The following is an 18,800-nucleotide window of genomic DNA, read 5'->3' as shown; positions in this document are numbered from 1 at the left end:
CGTAGGGGGGACGCCGGGAGCCCGCAGGCCGGGGCCATCTACCCCTTCCTGCTCGGCTCCGGCCTGCCGCGGCGGGGCGTGCCGGTCGGACGGGACGTGCTGGCCGGCGAGCTGGTGTGCGTCGACCCCAACGGTTGGACGGGCCGTCGGACGACCGACCCGGGCGTATGGGTCGTGTCACCCCGACCCGCCGGCCGCCAACGGTGGAGGCCGGGTTGTGGAGTTTGCCTTCCGCCGTCGCCGTCGCTATGGACCATCCTGATCGACGCCGAAATGCACCAGGTCGTCGACGTGCTGCCGGACTGAACCTCCGAAACACTGGCCGCATGGCTGCGCCGGCATGCCGGTGCCCAGGTCGTGTGCCAAGACCCGACCAGCACCTACACCGGCGCCATCAAGGAAGCGGCCCCCAACGCCACTGAGGTGGCCGACCGTTGGCGCCTGCTCCGCAACGTCTCCCACGCCGTCGGACAGGTCTGCAATCAGCACTGCACCTGCCTGCGAAAATATGCCGAACACCAACAGCGCACCCAGACACGGCAGTCCACCCTCGATCTCCTGCCTGCCACACTGATCAGCAGCGGTCATCCAGGAGGCGGATCTCCCCTTTCCCCGGGTCAGCCACAGGCGGTGCGGCGTGCGTGTCCTCCAGGTCGTCGTCAGCGGGGCGCGGGTGGGGGTTGAAGTCGGTGTCCCGGCGATGGGTCATTCGCTGGCCTCCAGGGCGGCCTGCGCGGTCTTGGGCAGCCGCTCGGCGGTGTGGCGGAGCTGGGAGCTCTCCACCATGAGGGGGGAATCGGCGTCGTGGCCGGCCGGGATGAACTCGGCCCCTCCTGCAGCAGTCGGGCGACCAGACGGCAGTTCAGTGCTTGTTCAGGGTGCGGCGATACCTGGAAAGCTCATAGGAGAGCCGTAGAAGCCCGTCGTCGGGAGAGGGTCAGCCTGCGCCGCTCTCGGTTGATCTCTGTGATGACGACCATGATCTTGTCGCCGACTTGGACCACCTCCTCTGGAGCCTCGACAGCCGTCCACGTGAGCTCTTGCAGATGGACCAGGCCCTCAATGTCCTTGGAGACCCGGACGAAGGCGCCGAACGGGACCAGCATGGTGACCTGTCCCTGTAACGTCTGCCCGACCGTGGTGCCGTCGGCGAAGGTCTGGAACGGGTCAGGCTGCGTTGCTCGCAGGGACAGCCGGGCCTCTCCGTTCCATGTGTCGAACTGGAGGAACTGGCACGAAACGCGCTGTCCCACCTGAACGACGTCCGAAGCTGCTTCAAAAGGTCGCCAGGACAGCTCGGGGATGCCAATGAATCCGACGCCGGCAAAGACTGGGTGGTCAGGACCGTCGTCCAACGCCACAAACACACCGAACGGTTCGATCGAGGCGACCGTGCCCGAAAGTGTCCCGCCGAAGCGAAGGGATTTCAGAAACGCCCAGAGTTCTGGGTTCTCCGTGGCGGCCATGGACAGCCCGGCTCGCCCTTGAGTCAGGTCGATGGAGGTTACCTCGGCAGTGATCCGCTGGCCGGCCTCCACCGCTGCAGCCGGATTCTGCTTCCAGGACAGGTCCAACGGCCCAACAAACCCCAGCGGGCGTGCGGCGAAGCCGTCCAGGAACACCGACGCTCCTCGAAACACCTCTGCTACGGTCCCGCTGCAGAGGTCACCGACCTTGAGCGCAGCCAGGAACCTCTGGGAAGCCTCATCGTCCGACGTTCCGCCCATGCCGTCCAGCCTCTCATGGGGACCCATCCGCCGGCTCGGGGCGGACTCGTGCTCGCTGCCCGAAATGACGACAGTCGGGTAGCTGAGGCTGGTTTTGGCGCCTAGCGGGAAGACGTGCGCGAGGTGGAGAGGATCCGCGCAGGTGGCAAGGGCCTCCTCCAGGATGTGGTCCTGACATAGCCGGTCGAGGCCCACGGGCAGCGGCTCGACCAGACCAGCTTGTCCAGCCAGAACGTGCCGACCGCTGTCGTGGTCGTGGCTGTGTTCCGGCTGATCAGCAGGTGAGGGTTGGTGCTGTTCGGCCAATGGCTGCGCCGGTGGCCGAGGTAGCGGTGATCGCGTCGGCGGTGTATTCGGCCAACGAACGGTTGAGGCTTTCAGGGTCCGCGTTTCTTGTCCTGGTCGGCGGCGGAATCAGGAGCGGCCGGTCGCCGTGCGTACGGCCATCTCGGCACAGCTCGTCATCTGCCACGTGCGCCCGCTCCGGTCGACGAACGTGCGCAGTCCGAGGTCGGCGCATCGCTCCATTGCCCGCTGTGTCGCCTGCCGGCGGGTGTCGATGCCGAGCAGTGGCGTTGCCGCTACCTAGGCGATCACCTGCCAGTACCCGCCCTCGACGCCGCGCGGAAGGCCGCGGTGCGTGGCGGTTACGAGGTCGGCCGTTTCCTGCGCGAGCCGATCGACGCCGCGCGTGTTCGGCGTGGTCTCGGCGCCGCGGCGCAGAACGTTGTCGGGCAGTGCGCCGAGCTCGGCCAGTCCGGCACGGGCCCCGGTGTTGTACGCCTCGGTGACGGCGTCGAACACGTCGAGCTGCCGCCGAGCCGGGGGCGTCGACGACTCCCTGCGCGCCGCGGCGCAGGGCCTGTATGTCGTGCAGCTTGTTGGTTGCCCACCCGGGGCCTTGACCTCTCGGCGAACAGCCGTCCCACGATGCCGAGCATCGCCACCGCGGCCACCCCTCCGACCGCCGAAACCGCCCCGCTCCCACCAGAGCAGTACTACAAGGACGTCAGCACAGGCGCGGTCGTCAGACTTCACGCCATGGAGTGGGGATCACCAACAGCATCAGTTCCGTGAACGCTCCTGTATGTTCTTCCGGACTCGCGGTGGCGGGTCTCCGACGGAGGCGACGGGAGTGACCGTGATCGATGAACGGCTTGATGCCGAGTGGCTTCGTGGTTGGCGTGAGCAGGCGGATGCGGCGCTCGCGGATCTGCTTCAGTCGTTCCAGGCGCGACACGGCTTCGAGCCTGGCAGCAACGTGGTCGTGCTCGCTGCGGAAGAGAGCCACCAGGCGACAGACGCGCTCGTTGAACTGACGCCGATTCCCTCGGACCTGACCACGATGTACTGGGTGATCGACGAGGTCTCCCTGCCCGATGTGGACAACGGCTATTTTGTGCACCCGGCGTCAACGGTCGCCGGCCACTTCCGCGAGTACGGTGCCGTCCGGATCGACGGGGAAGAGCCTGCTCTCGTCTTCGGCAGCGACGGCGGCGGCCATCTGTTCGCGCTGGCGGGCTCCGGACGGGTTTGGAGGTCGACCACCGCTTCGTGGTTCGATCAGTTCGACCTTGCCGCAGCCAGTCTTCAGGAGTTCTTCGAAGGGCTCTCTCAACGCCTCAGCAATCAGCTCTGACTGCTGAGCGAAGAGCAGGCCGATTAACGGCCGGGTGAGGAAACGGATCCGCAGGAGCGGGAACGCCGTGATCGCGCAATCGCCTTGCTCGGCGACCTACCGCCACAGTTCCGCACCGTCGCGCCCACTGGGGTCCATCGTCAGCAAGTCCTCGTGAAGGCCCGTGAGGAGGCGAGCAGTGGGAGACCCGTCTTCACCGGACTCCATGACGACCCAGCCGACATCCACACCAGACACGTTCACGTCCCCGCCGGAATCCAGCTCGTCAACCGCAGCGAAGACGGCTTCGTAGGCAACCGCCCGAGCCAGGAGCACCAAGTCGTCCCTGTCCGCTCCTGCGTCCAGCAGGCGCCGGGCCGCCGCCACCTGCTCCAACGCTCCCGGGCTGGCCCAGCCGTCGATCGCCCCACGCCAAAGCGAACGGAGCAGCACGAAGCGGGCCAGCTCCGGCCGGTTCTCATCGATCTCTGACTTCACCCAATCCGGTGCGTCAGCCGCACCGAGCGCCTCGAACTGCGCCCGAAGCGACTCCGCCGCAGATCGCTTTGACGGAGCAAGTCCAGACAACCACGACCGCCATGTCGCCTCGGCATCATCCATCGCACCAGGATGCCCTACCGGTCACCCAACAACAGCAAGATCAATAGTTCACGCAGGTGCGGTCAGAGCCAGGTTCAAAGAGCGCCATCAGATCAGTATGCCCGGAGGAACGAAGTCAAGCGGCTGAAGGGCACCTTGAAGGTCACCACTCGACCTCCTCACGGCTCGGCGCGAAGAACAGATGCAGCTCATGGGCGGTGATCAACCGCTTGAACCGCGGACACGCGGTCCTCTCGCCCGAGGTCACAGCTCACCCCACCCCAGACGAAACCCAACATCGCCACCAACGACACTGAGCTGAACCGGTGACGGGACAAGGCACTCAACAGCCCAAGATCATCTCGTGACGGGTTCCTGGCATGACTGGGTCATGCCCCGACTTCGGCATCACCGAGGACAGCCGACGGCCAGCACGACTTCACCACCACCGGCGTCCTGATCGGCACCCCGGCCTGCATGGCGCCCGAAGCGCTGGCCGGCACCTTCGACCACCGCTCCGACCTGTACTCGCTCGGATGCACGCTCTACGAGATGGTCACCGGCCGCCGACCCTTCACCGGAACGTCCTGGCACCTGGTCAACCAGCACATCAAGAAGCAGCCTGCGCCACTGCGCGCCCTGCGCCCGGACACACCCGTGGAACTGGAGCGGTTCCTCAGCCAGCTACTGGCCCAAGGACCCCGCTCGGCGGCCCGCCTCCGCTGGAAAGGTCTGGGACGTCCTGGTCTGCGGGCGCGCCATTCGAGCTCACCGGCGCCCACCACATTCATGTCGAGATGCGCATCCCGAACATGTGTGACGCCCCGCACGGCTCGGCTGCGGCGGTGCGGGGGCTCGCGCACGGTCAGTGTGCGCGGACGGAGGTTCCGTAGCTGTCGGTCTGGCGGAGCACTGTGGGGTCCTGTGTTTGTGCCGGCCATGCCTGGATGAGGTACCACTCGGTGATCTCGTCCGGGGCGAGGTCGATGGCGGTGTCCCGGCCGCGGGCGTGGATGCGCAGCCGGTAGTCGCCGGGGCCGTCGAAGGAGAGCACCGGCAGTTCCTCGTCCAGGTCGTCCATCAGGCCGCGGACCATCAGTTCTCCCGACACTGAGTGCAGGGAGACTTCGACGATCTCGTCCCACTCCGCGTCGCCGGGCTGGGGGGCGTGGGTGTGCAGGGTGACGGTGACGTCGACGTCCCCGGTGTGGATGCCGGTGTGGACCGTGGCGATACCGTCCTGCACCTCGATCAGTCCGTTGTGCTCGCGGGGCAGATCGCGGCCGGCGGGACCGTCCTCGTCGTTGATCTGAAAGTGGTGGTACTGCACGGGAACGAGCCCGCGCCCTTGCTCGGCCTGATCGCTCATGAAGTGTTCCCGGTTGATCGAAGACTGGTCAGGGCTTGATCCATACGAGGTACCTATCCCTCTCCAGGACCCGGTTATAGAGGCAGAAGCGGCCAAGCGCCCTACTACCCGCCGCGTTAAGGGGCCGAATTACGAACCTAGGGACAGAAAAGGTGAATCTGCCGGGTGAGAGAGGCCGATCGGCAGCTTGGCGAGCAGGACCTGAGCAGGCAGCGGCTCCCCGTCGTGCCCCTTCACTTCGCCGAATCTCGTCCCGCTCATCCGGCCCTCGCGGGCATGTTTGATCTCATCCTGCGTACGCCCGACGAAGTTCCACCACGTACCACGGACTCGGCGGTTCTTCCGGGGTCAAGGGCATCGAAGACCCTCGGACGTCAGCAAAAGGTCAGCATCGGACGCCGAGGAGTCAGCACCACATGGCGGCACGCGCGCTCGCACGCGGTATGGGCACCTTCGTCAAGGACTGCGAACACCCGGAGTCCCGTTGGTCGAAGTGCCCGCACGAGTACAAGATCTGGTGCCGCAACGTGAGGGAAAGCAGACCGAAAAGTCCGGCTTCGGAACCCAGGGCAAGGCGATCGCACGTTTGATGGAGGTCTACAACCAAAAGAAGGCGACGCCACGGTCTCAGTCGAAGGCGGAGCGCATCCAGAAGTACGGGAGGATGCGCTTCGAGGAGTACACCGAGGAGCGGATGGCCGGCCGACGCCACCTGGCCGCCTCCTCCCTACGGCACCTCGACTCCGCGACATTGCGCACATGCCGCTCCAGCATGGGCAGGGCCGGTCCGGGGCCGCTCAGAGCTGTTCGCCAGGCTCCCGTGCGTGGCTGCTGCAGCTGTCGAGAGCCTGCAGCAAACAGCGCGTGCTTGTCCCCGAACGCTCCATACAAGTTTCCCGTGCCCAGGTCCGTCACAGCGCTCAGGTCGTCGATGGAGGTGCCGTTGTAGCCCACGGACCGGAACTGATCGCGGGCAGCACGCACTACCTCTTCTTCGTCAAGCTGCCGAGGCCGAGCCATGGGGCAGCTGTACGCCGCGCACAACAGCCGAGATCGCCGTCAGTGGCCTGCGCGAGTTCGACGCAGTCAGCGCCTTCCCGAACACGGGGTGCGGTCGGCTCCCGCCTGACGTTGCCGCCCGCCGCCACGCCGCTCTTCGAGCGCTGAATCCTGCCGAACCAGCCACGAGACTGCCGACTCTTCGATCAAATCACCGAGATGCGCATGCGGGACGCCTCGGAAGGCAGGACGGGTCAAAGGCCGGACGCGACCACTTCTTGGTCACACTCGAAGAACCTGTGCGGCCGTTGTCACGTCACGGACCTGGTCGAGCAGCATTGCCGACCGCGTCGTAAGTCTTGTTGCCTACCATGGCAGAGGGCCCGCCTCGTCGAAGTAGCCGCCGGTCGGGCCGTCCGTCCCCAGCTGAGCCATCCGAACGATGATCTCGGCGCCCTGCTCGACGGTCTGCGTGCCCTCGTGTCTGTTCAGGTCCGTTGCGGTGTAGCCGGGCTCCACGGCGTTGATCCGCATCCGTGGGAACGCCTTGGCGAACTGCACGGTGAGCATGTTGACTGCGGTCTTGGAGGTCGGGTACGCGACCCCCGGGTACCCCTTGCCTGCCTGGGCCAGTGAGGCCAGGCTGCTGCTGACATTGACCACGACCGGGTCGGCGGAGCGTTCCAGCAGTGGCAGGAAGGCGTGGGTCACCCGGACCAGGCCGAAGACGTTGGTCTCGAACACCTCCCGCATCACATCGGCGGTCAGCTCTGCGGCGCCGATGATGTCACCTCCTGGTGAATGCACCTCGATTCCGGCGTTGTTGACCAAGACGTCCAGCTCGCCGTCGGCCTCAATGGTGGCCACCGCGGCGGCGACCGACGCATCGTCGGTGACATCGAGTTGCACGAACCGGGCGCCGAGATCGGCTGCGGCCGCCGCGCCCCGCTCGGTGTTGCGCGCTCCCAGGTAGACGGTGTGGCCCGCGGCGGTCAGGCGGCGGGCGGTCTCGTGGCCGAGTCCTTTGTTGGCCCCGGTGATTAAGGTTGTCGTCATGGGGCACAGCTTCCCTCCGGGGTGATCCGATCGGCCAGTGGTTTGTGACGCGGTCCGACCATGGACGACTGAAAGCGGCCCCTGTGCGCTGATCCTGACCGGCTGGGTACGGCGCGGTCACCCGCAGGAGGAGCCGACAAGACTGGCCCTGGAACTCATGTCGGGCCTGACGCTGGAAAATGCCAAAGGCATCACAGCGACGCCTGACGGCGGTCGTCACAACGGCCAGGTCGGTCAGAAGGAGCCCGTTCAGCACGCGGTTCCGTCGTGAGTCTCCACCTCTGCAACGGCCAACTCGTTGTACGAGATCAAGGGCCAGGGATCCCAACCGATGAATTGCCGCACGTGTTCGACCGCTTTTGGCGTTCGCCGACATCTCGGAGCATGCCAGGAAGCGGTTTGGGCCTGGCTATTGTGGCAAAAGCAGTCCAGGGAGCTGGTGGCACCGTGACACTGCAGGCCGCTGCCACTCAGGGAACTGAGGCTGTCATGCGGATTCCCGGTGCTCGAACACCGCCCCCGCAAACACAGCCCGGCAATGCAAGCTTTGAGGCGTTGTAAGTGCGATTGCCGGCGGGGCGCACACGCCCGACAGCGGGTGTCATTCAATTCGAGTGGTGGGCCTGATAGTCCGTGGCCTCGCCGAGGCCATATCCAGCAAGAATGCAGGGTGATCAGGGGCCAAGCCGCCCAGCGGCGCACCGGTTCGGTCAAGGCAGCCATGGCTGGATGGTCACCCTGAGGGGTGTCCCGCAACTGATCTTTGAGTCGTTTCGGGGTGGGCTGGGTGATGTGGCTCGATCTTCTGTCCGCTCAGGGTGACGTTGTGCGGGCGGGTGAACCGTTCCGGGTCTGGTGGAGACTCTAGATCTTGACTGTGACCTGTGGTTTCTTGTTGGTCAGGTAGTGGTTGGCTTCGTATTCTGCGGGTGGGACGTGGCCTATCTCACTGTGGAGGCGGTGGTGGTTGGTACCATTCGCCCCATTCGGCGGTGGCCAGTTCGACGTCGGGCAGGGTTCGCCAGGGTCGGCGGGGCTTGATCAGTTCGGTCTTGAACAGGCCGATCGTGGATTCCATCAACGCGTTGTCGTAGGCGTCGCCGACGGATCCGATGGAGGCCGCGATGCCCTCCTGGTGAAGGTGCTCGGCGAGGGAGAACGAGGTGTATTGAGAGCCGGCGTCGCTGTGGTGAACCAGCTCGCCGGGCTGGTGGCGGTTGCCTTCACGGTCGCGCTGCCAAAGGCCCATCTCGACTGTGGCCAGGACGAGTTCGGTGTGCTTGGTGGTGGCAGCGGCCCAGCCGACGATGCGGCGGGAGAAGATCACCGCGTTAGCTCGCCCATTCATGAGGGGAAAATGCTGATGGGTAATCAGAATTGGAGTTGGCACCGCCGGCCTGCAGTGATGTTCCATGTCCGGGGCCCCATCGGGGCATCTGTGGCGTTCACCTCCGAGGTGAAGCTCCCGGTGCGCCAATCCTCTCTCGACCTGCTGGCGACGTCACCGCGCGTGGCTGGCCAGCCGTCCAATCGGGGACTCGGCGCGGATCTCGGCGGCCTCGAAGGACACGCGCTTGCCCTGGCCGGCGAGCAGGACGGTTTTCCCGGCGAGGGCGGCAACGGTGGTGGGCCAGCCGGACCAGCCCTCCACCTCGAAGTTCTTCACGCCGATACAGACCAGGACGAACTCGACCGCGTTGTGTCCGCGCGCCTGCCATAGATCCGCAGCACTGACCGGTACGGCGAAGGCGAAGAACCTCAAGGTCACTGACGCCTCGCGTTCGTCGACGAGAACGGACGTCAGCTCGTAGTCGCTCAGTGGTGGCGGTGGCGAGCCCAGGACTTCGCGGAGCGTCTCGGGATTGGTCACCTCGGCAGACCAGTCACGATCACTCATAGAACACCTTCGCTGTTGTGGGAGGCAGCACCTGATGCAGGTGCTGGTCGACTCGGCCCGCGAACCATCGCCGAGCCGCGTAGAGATCCGCGTCGCCGGAGCGATAGGCGTTGAGATGGCCGGCCTTGAGCGCGGCATGCGCGGTGAAGTCCAGCGAGAACCCCGGTCCACTCACCGCGACCGTGATCCGGCGTTCTTGGCTCTGGACGAAGGGGCTGAACTCGATGTCGGCCACGGTGCGGTTGGGAACACCCCGCATTCGAAGGTCCTCGCCCACGGCCAGGAACTCGATCTGGGCCTCGAACCGGTCGCAGCCGGCTTCGGTCCAAGCTGGAGGAGCGAGGTCCGGAAAACGGGGCAGCTCCACCCGCAACTTCACACCGGGACCGTAAGGACTCAGGTGCGCCGATCGGAGAACCAGGCGCTCCAGGGGCGGCAACTCGGTGTAGAGAGCGGTCAACTGCTCGGAGTGAACCAAGAGCTCCGGCCATGTGCCGGCTGACATGGGCGCTCCCTTCACTTTGAGTGCCTGGCGCCCGGCGAGGCCAACGGGTCCTCGTGCCAGGGACGACCGGAGATCAACAAGAGCATTCGAGCTGGAATGATAGTGCTCGTCCACGATCCGGTTGCATCGACTCAGCACGAGGCACGTTCCAGATGAAGCGCAATGGGACCTATCCACCCGTCCGGACATCGGGTGGCGGCTCGGGAATGGTCTTGCAGGCCGGCGGGGTTCTCCTGGTGGAGACTGTCCGCCGGATCGACCTGGGCGCTGGGCTGTCGGCGGCGCTCACGCCGTGGCGCAAGCCGCGTGCGGTGCACGACCCAGGCAAGATTCTGAGGAACGCAGCCACGAACCGCAGGGTGATCAAGTCGTACCCGTCGGCATGCAAGGGCTCCCAGTCGTCGCCTTCGACGTCGAGGCGAAGCCATCGAGCGGCCCCGTCGTGTCGGGTGCGGGCTTCGGCGAGAGCGGACTCGGACCAGCCGACGGCGTCCACGGCGTAGCCGAGGCCGGCCAGGTGGGCGGCGAGCTCACCGACCCCGCGCCCGAGGTCGAGGGCCCTCCCCGTGCCCGGTGCAGGCACATGAGTGGCCAGCAGTGTGCGCTCAATGGCGCTGAGTTGGCGATAGCGGCGGCCGCCGGCGTAGTCGCGGTCCCATTCGTCCTGCGAGGTGAACATGTGTGGGAGTGCGTCCTTTCCCGGAAGTGGCGGTCTCAAGGAAGCAGCGGACCGGCCGACGACACGTGCGGGCCCGGCCGGCTCCGCGGGCAGCGATTTCAGGTCCAGCCCAACGAGGTGTAGAGGGTGCTACGTGACATGCCCTCCAGGGCGGCGCGGGAGTAGTCCACGATCGGCTCGGGCAGTATGCCCGGCGCCGGCAGCAGGAAGGGACCTCGGCCGGATCACCGGCCCCACCAGGAGGCCGTTGGGGCGGTGAAGAGTCGGGGGATCTCCAATCAGTGGCTCCCCAGCCTGGGTGAGGGCGGCTGTGTCCGCCCTCACCCAGGCCTCGAAACATCACTGGGGCTCTGGAGCCATGTACTTCAGGTTCGGTTTCCGAGCCGGAGCCTCAACTGCCGGCCAGGGCGCGGTCGAGGAGGGGCAGCAGGCGGTCCCAGTGACGCTGCAGCGCGGCGGGGTTGAAGGCGTCGGTGTCGGACATGGTGAAGCCGTGGACGGTGCCGGGGTAGATCTCGGAGGTGTAGCCGACCCCCGCGGCATCCAGGGCCTGGTTGAGCTCGCCGAGAGCCTCGGGCGTCATGTCGCCTTCGGCGTGGCCGAGGTAGACCTCGCCGGTGAGGCGGTGCAGACTGTCGGGCCCGTCGGCGCCCACCGGGCCGTGGAATGCGGCGACGGCGGCCACCTGGTCGGGATGGGCCGCGGCGGTGCGCATCGCCAGAAGGCCGCCTATGCAGTAGCCGGTCACCGCGACCGGTCCGGCGCCGACCTCGGGTTGGGTGGTGAGGAACCTGAGGTAGGCGTCAGAATCACTCCGGACACGTTCGGCGGTGTGCGCCTCGATCAAGGGCATCAGCTGGGCGAAGACCGCGCGCCGGTCCCCTTCTCCGATGTGCTCGGGAAGCTCGATCACCGGTGCCGGGCCGTGCCGGTAGAAGAGGTTGGGGACGAGCACGTAGTACCCGTGCCCGGCCAGTTCGCGGGCCATCTCCCGCAGCACGGGCCGGATACCGAAGCCGTCCGAGTACATCAGCACTCCTGGGTGCCGCCCGCCACGGTCGGGGAAGGCGGCGAAAGCGTCGGCCCGGCCGTCCGTGGTGGGAATGTGAAGCGTCTTGGTGGGCATGGGTTCTCCTGTCGTGGTTGACGTGTCGAGCTGTGATCAACCTGACAGGAGGCGGAGCCCGCGCAGCAGCGCCAGATCCTCGATCCAACAGTGGGCCAGCACTGGCCCGCACGGCGCTCAGAGGAGCGCCGGGTCACCAATCCGTGTGTGGCGCAATGCCGTCCCGGTAGTCATCGCCGAATAACGTAGCCCACTGGACAGGGGCGATGCCAGCGCTCCCCCCCCAGTTCACAGTGCCGTTCGCGAGAATGAATCTTGGTCAGCACCTCGGATCCTGAACCCGGGGCGACGCACGGCCCGTGGCAGCGATACCGACCTGTCTGCACGGCCGACACCATGAGCCGGGCGTTCACCCCAATGGAACCCCGCCGGCGGCGCTATGCTGCTGCGTCGTGCAGGAGACGCGCCTCAACACTGCTCGGATCCGTGCGGCTCGCCGGGTGATCGACCCGATTTTTCTCGACACCCCGCTGTACAGCTGCGAGGCGCTGGAGCCCGACCTCGGGTGCACGGTGAGCATCAAGCTCGAAACGGCGAACCCGGTCCGCAGCTTCAAGGCCCGCGGTACCGAGGTAGTCGGGAGCCTGCTCGCCGACCATGGCCCGCGAGCCGTGGTGTGCGCGAGCGCGGGCAACCTCGGCCAAGCCCTCGCCTGGTCCGGTCGCGACCGGGGGCTCGACGTCACCGTCGTGGCATCCCGCTTCGCGACTGCGGCCAAACTCGATCGCATCCGCGCATTGGACGCCAGGTTGGAACTGGTGGACGGCGACCACGAGATGGCCCGCGAGCGGGCAGCGGCCATCGCGCGCTACAACGGCATCCGGCTGCTCGAAGACAGCCTGGACATCGAGACCTGCGAGGGCGCGGCGACCATCGGCCTGGAACTGGTGGACACCGCGCCGTCGTTCGACGCCGTCCTGATCGCTCTCGGCGGCGGGGCGCTGGCCACCGGCGTGGGTCATGTGGTGAAGGCCATGGCACCCGAAGTCGAGGTGATCTGCGTCCAGCCGCTGGGCGCACCGGCGATGACACACTCGTGGCGCCAACGGCGCGTCGTCACCACCGACTCGACCGACACCATCGCTGACGGCGTCGCCGGCCGGCGGCCCGTCCCGGCCGTCCTGGACGACCTCCTCCTGGTCGCTGACGACGCCGTCCTGGTCCAGGAGGCGTCGATCATCGCCGGTATGCGGATGCTCCACGACCACGCCGGCCTCGTCGTCGAACCGTCGGCCGCGCTCGGCATCGCAGCGATCCTCGAAGACCGTGACCGCTTCGCCGGCCGGCACGTAGTCACCATCCTGTGCGGCAGCAACGTCGACGTAGAGGCCTATCACCGCTGGGTCGGTGCGGCTCCCATTCACAGGTCTTGATGCGATGGCACACGTCGTAGAAACCGTCCACGGGCCTCCAGTTGGTCCAAGGCGAGTGCGTAAGTCCAGGTCAGGGCCTTGTGATGTGAGTGCGTCCACGGGGTTGGTGACACGTCTGTGATCGCTCGTGATGCGTGAGGACCCCCGTCGGCTTGTTCCGGTGGGACGCCGTCGTGTAGTTGGTCAAGACGGATTGGGGTTTGTACTGAGGCGCCGTTGTACTCCGGCTCGCCGCTCTCGAGTACGGGGAGGCGCGAGGTGGTGAGGGAGCATCCGTCGTGCATCGGGTGGACGCCCCGATCGGCCAGCCGGCGCTGTGCCGCATCCGGACGAAGTGGCATGCGGCCGCGGGCCGCAGGCTGGGAGGCGGATGTGGCTTGCGGGCGGGTTCTCGCCCGCCGGGCCGCGCTTTAGACTGCGACCGCTCCGAAATCTGGCGATCTTTTGGAGGGTGTGCAGGATGAACCGAGCTCTCATGACCGCATTGGCGGCAGCAGCGTTGGTCGTGTCCGGGGGCAGCACCAGCGCCTCCGCTTCCGATGCCCCGCCGCGAACCACGCACGGTCCTTGCCAGTACACCCAGACTCCGGAGGAGCCGGCGGCGCGGCCGGTTCCCCTGCCGCCCGACCCGCGACGCACCCCCAGTCACGGCACGGTCGATATGGCTGTCCCGACCAGCCAGGGCCCGCTCCCGCTGCGTCTGGACCGGGCGAAGGCGCCGTGCACGGTCCAGAGCTTCGTGCACTTGGCACGGCACCGGTTCTACGACCGTACGGTGTGCCATCGGCTGACGGCTTATCCGACGCTGAAGGTCCTGCAGTGTGGCGACCCGACCAGCACTGGCGAAGGAGGCCCGGGGTACAAGTACAAGGACGAGCTGCCGGTGGACCTGCCGCCGGCACCGAGCGATCCGACCGGCGTCCGCCGCCTTTACGGGCGCGGCTTGCTGGCGATGGCCAACGCCGGGCCGAACACGAACGGTTCGCAATTCTTCGTCGTCTACGGCGACTCCGCGCTGCGACCGAACTACACGGTGTTCGGCACGGTCGGTGATGCCGGCCTGAAGACGCTCGACAAGATCGCGGCTGGCGGTATCGAGCCAACTGCGCAGGACCCGGCGCCTGTCGACGGCACGCCCGTGCTGCGGACAGAGCTGCTCAGCGTCCGGCCGTCCTGCCGGCCTTGATGAACTGCGGTGCGGTCACCGTGGGTCCAGCTGCGTGCCTGGTCTCACGGTGATGTGTAGTAGCCGTTTCCGACGTCCGTCCAGATGACGTCGCCGATGCAGTCGTAGACGGTAACCAGGTCAGCTGGGAGGAGGTTCACATGTAGGCCAGGCCGCCGCCGTTCGAGCCGATGGCCACTTGCCCTCCTAGGACCTTTGTGAAGGGACTTCTGGGAGCGGAATATGGTGCGGGCCCTACGCCGCCAAGGACTGGTTCACGTGGCTGGCACGGTGGCGCCCGCTGCAGCCCCAGCGTCGAGGGTGTCATTCCAAGCGGGCGGCCGTCGGCTTTGTGGCCTGGGAGCTGCACCGCACGGACGCCTCGCTATTTGACGTGCGCCTGTTTCGTGAGCGTGGTCTGGCCGGCGGCTTCGTCACGCTGCTGGTGGTCTTCGGTGTGCAGGCGGGCATCGCCGTGGTGCGCTTCCTGTTCTTCCAGGCTGTGCTCGGCTGGTCGGGCCTGCTGTCCACGGTGGCGATCATGCCCATGGCCGTCATGATGATGACCCCAAGCGGTGCGGCCACCTCGACGGCAAGTCGGTCGTGCCGGTCGCGGAGATGACCCGGCGCATCCGGGCCGCCGTCGACGCCCGCCGTGACGCGGACTTCCTGCTCATGGCCCGCACCGACGCCCGCGCGGTAGAGGGCCTGGAGGCGGCGATCGACCGTGCGAAGGCGTACGTCGGCGCCGGCGCCGACGCGATCTTCCCCGAAGCCCTGGCCGGCGAGCGGGAGTTCGAAGTGTTCCGCTAGGCGGTGCCCGTCCCGCTCCTCGCCAACATGACCGAGTTCGGCAAGGGCCGGCTGCTGGACAGCTGTCCCCTACCGCGATCGGCTCCATTGTCGTGTACCTGTCCGTGACCCGCAGGGACGTCACCGAGCCGGAACAGGCCGGCCGACCGATGGCCTGATCTGCAATCTTCACGTGTTCAGGATGCGTTCAGGATCTCTGTGCCACGGTCGAAGATCACGGCCGCCGCCGGCGGCCGGTACATCTCACAGTGCGCTCGTCCCGACTCCGGGGGCGAGCGCCCTGTCGTTCGACCGGACAGGAGAAGCCGCATTGAAGAAATCTGAGGTCGTCACCGACCTCGACGTGTTGAGCACGTCGACGACCAGGTCGGTGATGAAGAAACTGCCCGAGGTCACGCTGGCTTTCTGGATCATGAAGATTGCCGCGACGACCTTGGGTGAGACGGCGGGCGACCTCTTCGCGCAGACCCTGAAGCTGGGGTACTTCCTCACCACGATCGTGCTGTTCCTGGTCTTCGTGGTCACTCTGGTGGTCCAGCTGCGGTCCAGCCGCTACAACCCGTTCTTCTACTGGACCGTGATCCTGTCGACCAGCATGGCCGGCACCACGATGTCCGACTTCATGAACCGCGACGCCAGCGCCAAGTACCTCTCGAACGGCGCGACCAAGCTGGGCTGGGGCCCGCAGGGCCTCGGCCTCGGCTACCCGGAGGGCGCGGCGATCCTGATCTCCCTCCTCCTGGCGATCTTTCTCGCCTGGAGGCTGAGCGGGATGACCTTCCAGATCACCGAGATCGTCACCTTCAAGGGCGAGGCCCTGTTCTGGTCGGCGATCCTGGTCTCCAACACGCTCGGCACCTCGATGGGCGACTTCCTCTCCGACAGCTCGGGGCTCGGCTACCTGGGCGGCGCAGCGCTGGTCACCGGTGTGCTGCTGGTCCTGGTCGTGCTCATGAAGGTGTCGGCCGTGCCGAACGTCCTGCTCTTCTGGATCGCCTTCGTCCTCACCCGCCCGCTGGGCGCCACCGCGGGCGACTTCCTCACCAAGCCGGTCGCCAAGGGCGGCCTGGATCTCGGGACCGTGGGTTCGTCCGCCGTCCTGCTCGTCGTTCTGTTCGGCCTGATGGCGTACGCCCACGTCCAGGAGCGCCGCACAGCTGCCACACCGGCGGACGAGGAGCGGGAGCCGGTCACCCCGCGGGGAGACTGACCGTGAATCTGGCCCCGGGTGTGTACCCGGGGTCGTAGGAGACCTCACCACCGACGGCGCGGGCCAGGCGTCGCGCCAGGGGCAGCCCGAGGCCCGCGCCGTCGTGCCCGTCGCCGGTGTCGGCACGCCGGCCGGGCTGGAACAGCTCGTCCACGAACGCCTCGGGCACACCGGGGCCGTCGTCCACGACATCGATCAGCACGGCGCCCGGCAGGCGCCGCGCGGACACGACTACGCCGGATCGGGCATAGCGGCCAGCGTTGGCGATCAGAGGGCTGAGGATCCGTTCGAGGAGAGCCGGCGCGACTCCAGCCTTAATTACCTGCGCGTCTGTCTCCACCGTGGCCTTCACCCGATCCGGTAGGTCGACGTTCTGGAGCAGGCGGTCCACAACTGGCGCGATGTCCGTCGTCGCGGGAGCTGGTGCACGGTTCAGTGCATTCTCGCGGGCGTCGTCGAGGAGCGTGTCGCAGATCGTGCGCATGGACTGCGCGGCCTCTGCGATCACCTCGTGGGTGGTGCGGGTCTGGGTGTCCGTGCGTGGGCGGGTCCGCCACCAGTCGAGCTCCATGACGATCCGGGTGAGCGGCGTGCGCAGTTCGTGGGACAGCTCTGCCGTCAGTCGCCGCTCGTGGCGCAGTACGGTGCGTATGCGATCAAGGAGCTCGTCCAGCGAGCCCCCCAGTCGGGCGAGTTCGACCGGGTGATCTTCCGTGCCGAAGCGGTCGTCCGAGCCCACCGCGCTCCACTGGGTGGCCTGGTCGGTCATCGACCGCACCGGTTGCAGTGCCCGGCCGACGGACAGGCGCGTTAGGACGTACGTGCATCCGAGCATCACAGCGTCCAGGGCCAGCGACCCCAGCAGCAGGGTCTCAGCCGAACTGCGGTACGGAGCCAGGTCCAGGGCGGTGACGATCGTGGCTGCGCCGTTGCGGCCGGGGATCGGCTCGGAGCACAGCCGGACGGGCCGGTGACCGCCGACCGTCGCGCACACATGTGTTCGCCGCGCGGCCAGCCGGTCGGCGGCCTGGGTCAGCGAGCTCCCGGTGGTGGCGGTCGGCGGCTTCTCCAGCAGGCGGGTGCCTGCGTAGATCCACACGTTCGCGTCGAGCAGGCGGTCGTTGACGGTTTCCAGGACGCGTACCCGCGGACTGCTGGTGTCGACGGTGGTAGTCACCGCTGCTGCTCTGGTGTACAGCTCGTTGTCTGCCTGGTGTTGCAGGTGGTCGTCCATCACCGCGTTGAATGCCACGGTCAGGACTGTCATCAGCAGGGCGGCGATGGCTACCGCCACGAGGGAGAGCCTGCCTCGCAGAGTGCGCGGGACCAGGCGGCGAAGGCTGCGGAAGGCGGCGTTCATGACAGGCGGTGTCCCACCCCTCGCGATGTATCGATCGTCAATTGACTGCTCGCCTTGCGGAGCTTGCGCCGCAACCGGGTCAGGTACTGGTCCACTGTGTTGTCGCTGACCTGCGCGCCATCGGGCCATCCGGCCCGCACCAGGTCACGGCGGCGCACGAGGGCGCCGTCCGCGGCGACGAGTGTGGCCAGCAGTCGGAACTCTGTCGGGGAGAGGTCGACGCGCGTACCGTGCACGGTCGCGCTGTGATCCACCGCGTCAAGGACCAGATCACCGGTTGCGGTGCAGGGGCGCGGGGCGGTCCGTTTGAGCCCGGCGCGCAGCCGGGCGGCGAGTTCGGCGAGATGAAAGGGCTTGGGCAGGTAGTCGTCGCCCCCGGCGGAGAAGCCGGACAGGCGGTCGGTGAGCTGGTGTCGGGCAGTCAGGAAGATCACGGGAGCGAGGAAGCCGTTGGCGCGCATGGCCTGGCAGACGTCCCGCCCGTCCGAGTCGGGCAGGCCGACATCCAGGACGGCCGCCGCGATGTCGGCGGTCGCCAACCGCAGGGCGGTGGCACCGTCGGGGGCGAGGACCGGCTCGAACTCCTCCTCCTGCAGGCCCCGCCGCAGCACGTCCCGCAGGGCGTGATCGTCCTCAACAACCAGGATCTTGGGGCGCATGATCCTCCGTCGGCTCTACGGCCAAGGTCGTTCGTGCGGTGACCCCGGCCATACGACGATCTGGCAGGGGTGATGCTGTCGAGCCGGCCGTGGGGTTCGGCACATCCACACGACCGGTATGGCCCGGCTCGGGACAACCGCCGCGTGTCCGCCGGCGTCGATGCGAGGGCGGGTGCGACGAGGAGGTCATGTGGGGGAGCCCTTTCCCAGCGGTCCAGCTGGCGTGATCGCATAGGTGAAAGCAGATGACTACAGAAAAGTAGACTGTCTACCCAACTGTAGACGAGCATCTGGCGTGGAGCGTTCCCGAGCCGCAGGTGCCGCGTGCAGGCCAGCCGTGTCACGCAATCGGCCGACCTCGAAACCCTGTTCCGCGCAGGTGTCGAGGATGCGCGGGAGGGCGCCCAGAGCCGAGCGCCAGGCGTTGGGGGCCGAGGTGCAGTCGGAGTCGTGGAGCAGGATGGTGCCGCCGCCGTCCAGGTCACGTGCGACGGTGTGGTGGGCAGATTCCGGAGTAGCTCGGGCTCTCCAGTCCTCTCCCCAGCAGGTCCACCGAACCGGAGTGAGGCCGAGGCGCCCGGTCGCCAGGTGGGCGGCCGTGGACATGACCCGTAAGGCGGTCGGAAAAGTGTGGGCCGCCGCCC

The 18,800-nt window shown here is 67.2% G+C and carries 20 protein-coding genes and 4 pseudogenes; 9 read left to right on the top strand and 15 right to left on the bottom strand.

The features are described 5' to 3' along the window. Nucleotides 1–357 precede the first annotated feature (357 nt). Nucleotides 358–684, top strand: a complete 327-nt coding sequence (locus tag ACIRU3_RS21315; protein ID WP_404058369.1) for a transposase — start codon at nt 358–360, stop codon at nt 682–684. A 215-nt stretch (nt 685–899) separates the two neighbouring features. On the opposite strand, the gene ACIRU3_RS21310 is transcribed toward ACIRU3_RS21315, so the two are convergent. From ACIRU3_RS21310 to ACIRU3_RS21300, 3 genes are all read right to left on the bottom strand, one after another. Beyond that, the gene (locus ACIRU3_RS21310) at nt 900–2,033 is read right to left on the bottom strand and encodes a S1 RNA-binding domain-containing protein (protein ID WP_404058367.1); all 1,134 of its coding nucleotides are present in this window, start codon (nt 2,031–2,033) and stop codon (nt 900–902) included. 108 nt (nt 2,034–2,141) lie between these two features. Beyond that, nucleotides 2,142–2,288: a phage minor capsid protein gene (locus tag ACIRU3_RS21305; protein ID WP_404058483.1), complete on the bottom strand. Its 147-nt coding sequence runs from the start codon at nt 2,286–2,288 to the stop codon at nt 2,142–2,144. Between the two features lie 24 nt (nt 2,289–2,312). Next, complete coding sequence (locus tag ACIRU3_RS21300; protein ID WP_404058365.1) at nt 2,313–2,531, bottom strand: hypothetical protein; 219 nt, start codon at nt 2,529–2,531, stop codon at nt 2,313–2,315. 331 nt (nt 2,532–2,862) lie between these two features. Between ACIRU3_RS21300 and ACIRU3_RS21295 the strand changes: the two genes are divergently transcribed. Next, a complete protein-coding gene (locus tag ACIRU3_RS21295; RefSeq protein ID WP_404058363.1) occupies nt 2,863–3,366 on the top strand; it encodes a hypothetical protein in 504 nt (167 codons plus the stop codon). Nucleotides 3,367–3,462: 96 nt separating this feature from the next. On the opposite strand, the gene ACIRU3_RS21290 is transcribed toward ACIRU3_RS21295, so the two are convergent. Continuing rightward, the gene (locus tag ACIRU3_RS21290) at nt 3,463–3,966 is read right to left on the bottom strand and encodes a hypothetical protein (protein WP_404058361.1); all 504 of its coding nucleotides are present in this window, start codon (nt 3,964–3,966) and stop codon (nt 3,463–3,465) included. Between the two features lie 456 nt (nt 3,967–4,422). Here ACIRU3_RS21290 and ACIRU3_RS21285 point away from each other — a divergent pair, with 456 nt between their 5' ends. Then, on the top strand, nt 4,423–4,896 hold the full coding sequence (locus ACIRU3_RS21285) for a protein kinase (protein WP_404058359.1): 474 nt from the start codon (nt 4,423–4,425) through the stop codon (nt 4,894–4,896). On the opposite strand, the gene ACIRU3_RS21280 is transcribed toward ACIRU3_RS21285, so the two are convergent. The 4 genes and pseudogenes from ACIRU3_RS21280 to ACIRU3_RS21265 all read right to left on the bottom strand — a co-directional run bounded on the left by ACIRU3_RS21280 (nt 4,811) and on the right by ACIRU3_RS21265 (nt 7,369). Continuing rightward, nucleotides 4,811–5,314, bottom strand: coding sequence for a hypothetical protein (locus tag ACIRU3_RS21280; protein ID WP_404058357.1), 504 nt, complete (start codon nt 5,312–5,314; stop codon nt 4,811–4,813). The two genes, ACIRU3_RS21285 and ACIRU3_RS21280, sit on opposite strands and share 86 nt — an antisense overlap. Nucleotides 5,315–5,443: 129 nt before the next feature. After that, nucleotides 5,444–5,632, bottom strand: a pseudogene (locus ACIRU3_RS21275) (hypothetical protein); the annotation flags it as partial. Nucleotides 5,633–5,941: 309 nt separating this feature from the next. Further along, the gene (locus ACIRU3_RS21270) at nt 5,942–6,298 is read right to left on the bottom strand and encodes a TetR/AcrR family transcriptional regulator (RefSeq protein WP_404058355.1); all 357 of its coding nucleotides are present in this window, start codon (nt 6,296–6,298) and stop codon (nt 5,942–5,944) included. A 381-nt stretch (nt 6,299–6,679) separates the two neighbouring features. Next, nucleotides 6,680–7,369: an SDR family NAD(P)-dependent oxidoreductase gene (locus ACIRU3_RS21265; protein WP_404058353.1), complete on the bottom strand. Its 690-nt coding sequence runs from the start codon at nt 7,367–7,369 to the stop codon at nt 6,680–6,682. Nucleotides 7,370–7,618: 249 nt separating this feature from the next. Here ACIRU3_RS21265 and ACIRU3_RS21260 point away from each other — a divergent pair. Further along, nucleotides 7,619–7,930, top strand: a pseudogene (locus ACIRU3_RS21260) (sensor histidine kinase); the annotation flags it as partial. 385 nt (nt 7,931–8,315) lie between these two features. Here ACIRU3_RS21260 and ACIRU3_RS21255 read toward each other — a convergent pair. The 5 genes from ACIRU3_RS21255 to ACIRU3_RS21235 all read right to left on the bottom strand — a co-directional run bounded on the left by ACIRU3_RS21255 (nt 8,316) and on the right by ACIRU3_RS21235 (nt 11,576). Continuing rightward, nucleotides 8,316–8,717 carry a DDE-type integrase/transposase/recombinase gene (locus tag ACIRU3_RS21255; protein ID WP_404058351.1) on the bottom strand — a complete coding sequence of 134 codons (402 nt, stop codon included), beginning with the start codon at nt 8,715–8,717 and terminating at the stop codon, nt 8,316–8,318. A 153-nt stretch (nt 8,718–8,870) separates the two neighbouring features. Then, nucleotides 8,871–9,266 (bottom strand): Imm50 family immunity protein, encoded by a 396-nt coding sequence (locus ACIRU3_RS21250; protein ID WP_404058349.1) that lies wholly within the window; start codon nt 9,264–9,266, stop codon nt 8,871–8,873. Continuing rightward, complete coding sequence (locus ACIRU3_RS21245; protein ID WP_404058347.1) at nt 9,259–9,726, bottom strand: Imm50 family immunity protein; 468 nt, start codon at nt 9,724–9,726, stop codon at nt 9,259–9,261. Before ACIRU3_RS21245 ends, ACIRU3_RS21250 begins: the two co-directional genes overlap by 8 nt. Before the next feature lie 214 nt (nt 9,727–9,940). Further along, a complete protein-coding gene (locus ACIRU3_RS21240) occupies nt 9,941–10,450 on the bottom strand; it encodes a class I SAM-dependent methyltransferase (protein WP_404058345.1) in 510 nt (169 codons plus the stop codon). A 391-nt stretch (nt 10,451–10,841) separates the two neighbouring features. Next, a complete protein-coding gene (locus tag ACIRU3_RS21235; RefSeq protein WP_404058343.1) occupies nt 10,842–11,576 on the bottom strand; it encodes a dienelactone hydrolase family protein in 735 nt (244 codons plus the stop codon). A 392-nt stretch (nt 11,577–11,968) separates the two neighbouring features. On the opposite strand from ACIRU3_RS21235, the gene ACIRU3_RS21230 reads away from it, so the two are divergent. The 5 genes and pseudogenes from ACIRU3_RS21230 to ACIRU3_RS21210 all read left to right on the top strand — a co-directional run bounded on the left by ACIRU3_RS21230 (nt 11,969) and on the right by ACIRU3_RS21210 (nt 16,137). Further along, nucleotides 11,969–12,949, top strand: coding sequence for a threonine/serine dehydratase (locus ACIRU3_RS21230; RefSeq protein ID WP_404058341.1), 981 nt, complete (start codon nt 11,969–11,971; stop codon nt 12,947–12,949). A 460-nt stretch (nt 12,950–13,409) separates the two neighbouring features. After that, nucleotides 13,410–14,135: a peptidylprolyl isomerase gene (locus ACIRU3_RS21225; RefSeq protein WP_404058339.1), complete on the top strand. Its 726-nt coding sequence runs from the start codon at nt 13,410–13,412 to the stop codon at nt 14,133–14,135. Between the two features lie 316 nt (nt 14,136–14,451). Next, a pseudogene (locus ACIRU3_RS21220) lies at nt 14,452–14,715 on the top strand (MFS transporter); the annotation flags it as partial. Further along, a pseudogene (locus ACIRU3_RS21215) lies at nt 14,682–14,990 on the top strand (isocitrate lyase/phosphoenolpyruvate mutase family protein); the annotation flags it as partial. The pseudogenes ACIRU3_RS21220 and ACIRU3_RS21215, both read left to right, overlap by 34 nt. A gap of 247 nt (nt 14,991–15,237) precedes the next feature. Continuing rightward, complete coding sequence (locus tag ACIRU3_RS21210; RefSeq protein WP_404058337.1) at nt 15,238–16,137, top strand: hypothetical protein; 900 nt, start codon at nt 15,238–15,240, stop codon at nt 16,135–16,137. Here ACIRU3_RS21210 and ACIRU3_RS21205 read toward each other — a convergent pair. Together ACIRU3_RS21205 and ACIRU3_RS21200 are read right to left on the bottom strand one after the other, a co-directional pair. After that, entirely contained in the window at nt 16,118–17,497 is a 1,380-nt protein-coding gene (locus ACIRU3_RS21205) for a sensor histidine kinase (protein ID WP_404058336.1), read from the bottom strand. The genes ACIRU3_RS21210 and ACIRU3_RS21205 overlap by 20 nt on opposite strands. After that, entirely contained in the window at nt 17,494–18,156 is a 663-nt protein-coding gene (locus tag ACIRU3_RS21200) for a response regulator transcription factor (RefSeq protein ID WP_404058334.1), read from the bottom strand. The genes ACIRU3_RS21205 and ACIRU3_RS21200 overlap by 4 nt, the downstream gene beginning before the upstream one ends. Nucleotides 18,157–18,800 lie beyond the last annotated feature (644 nt).

Origin of the sequence: Streptomyces sp. NPDC101151 (assembly GCF_044768335.1) — a bacterium.
Classification (GTDB): domain Bacteria; phylum Actinomycetota; class Actinomycetes; order Streptomycetales; family Streptomycetaceae; genus Streptomyces.
This window is presented reverse-complemented; position numbering and strand designations above follow the sequence as displayed.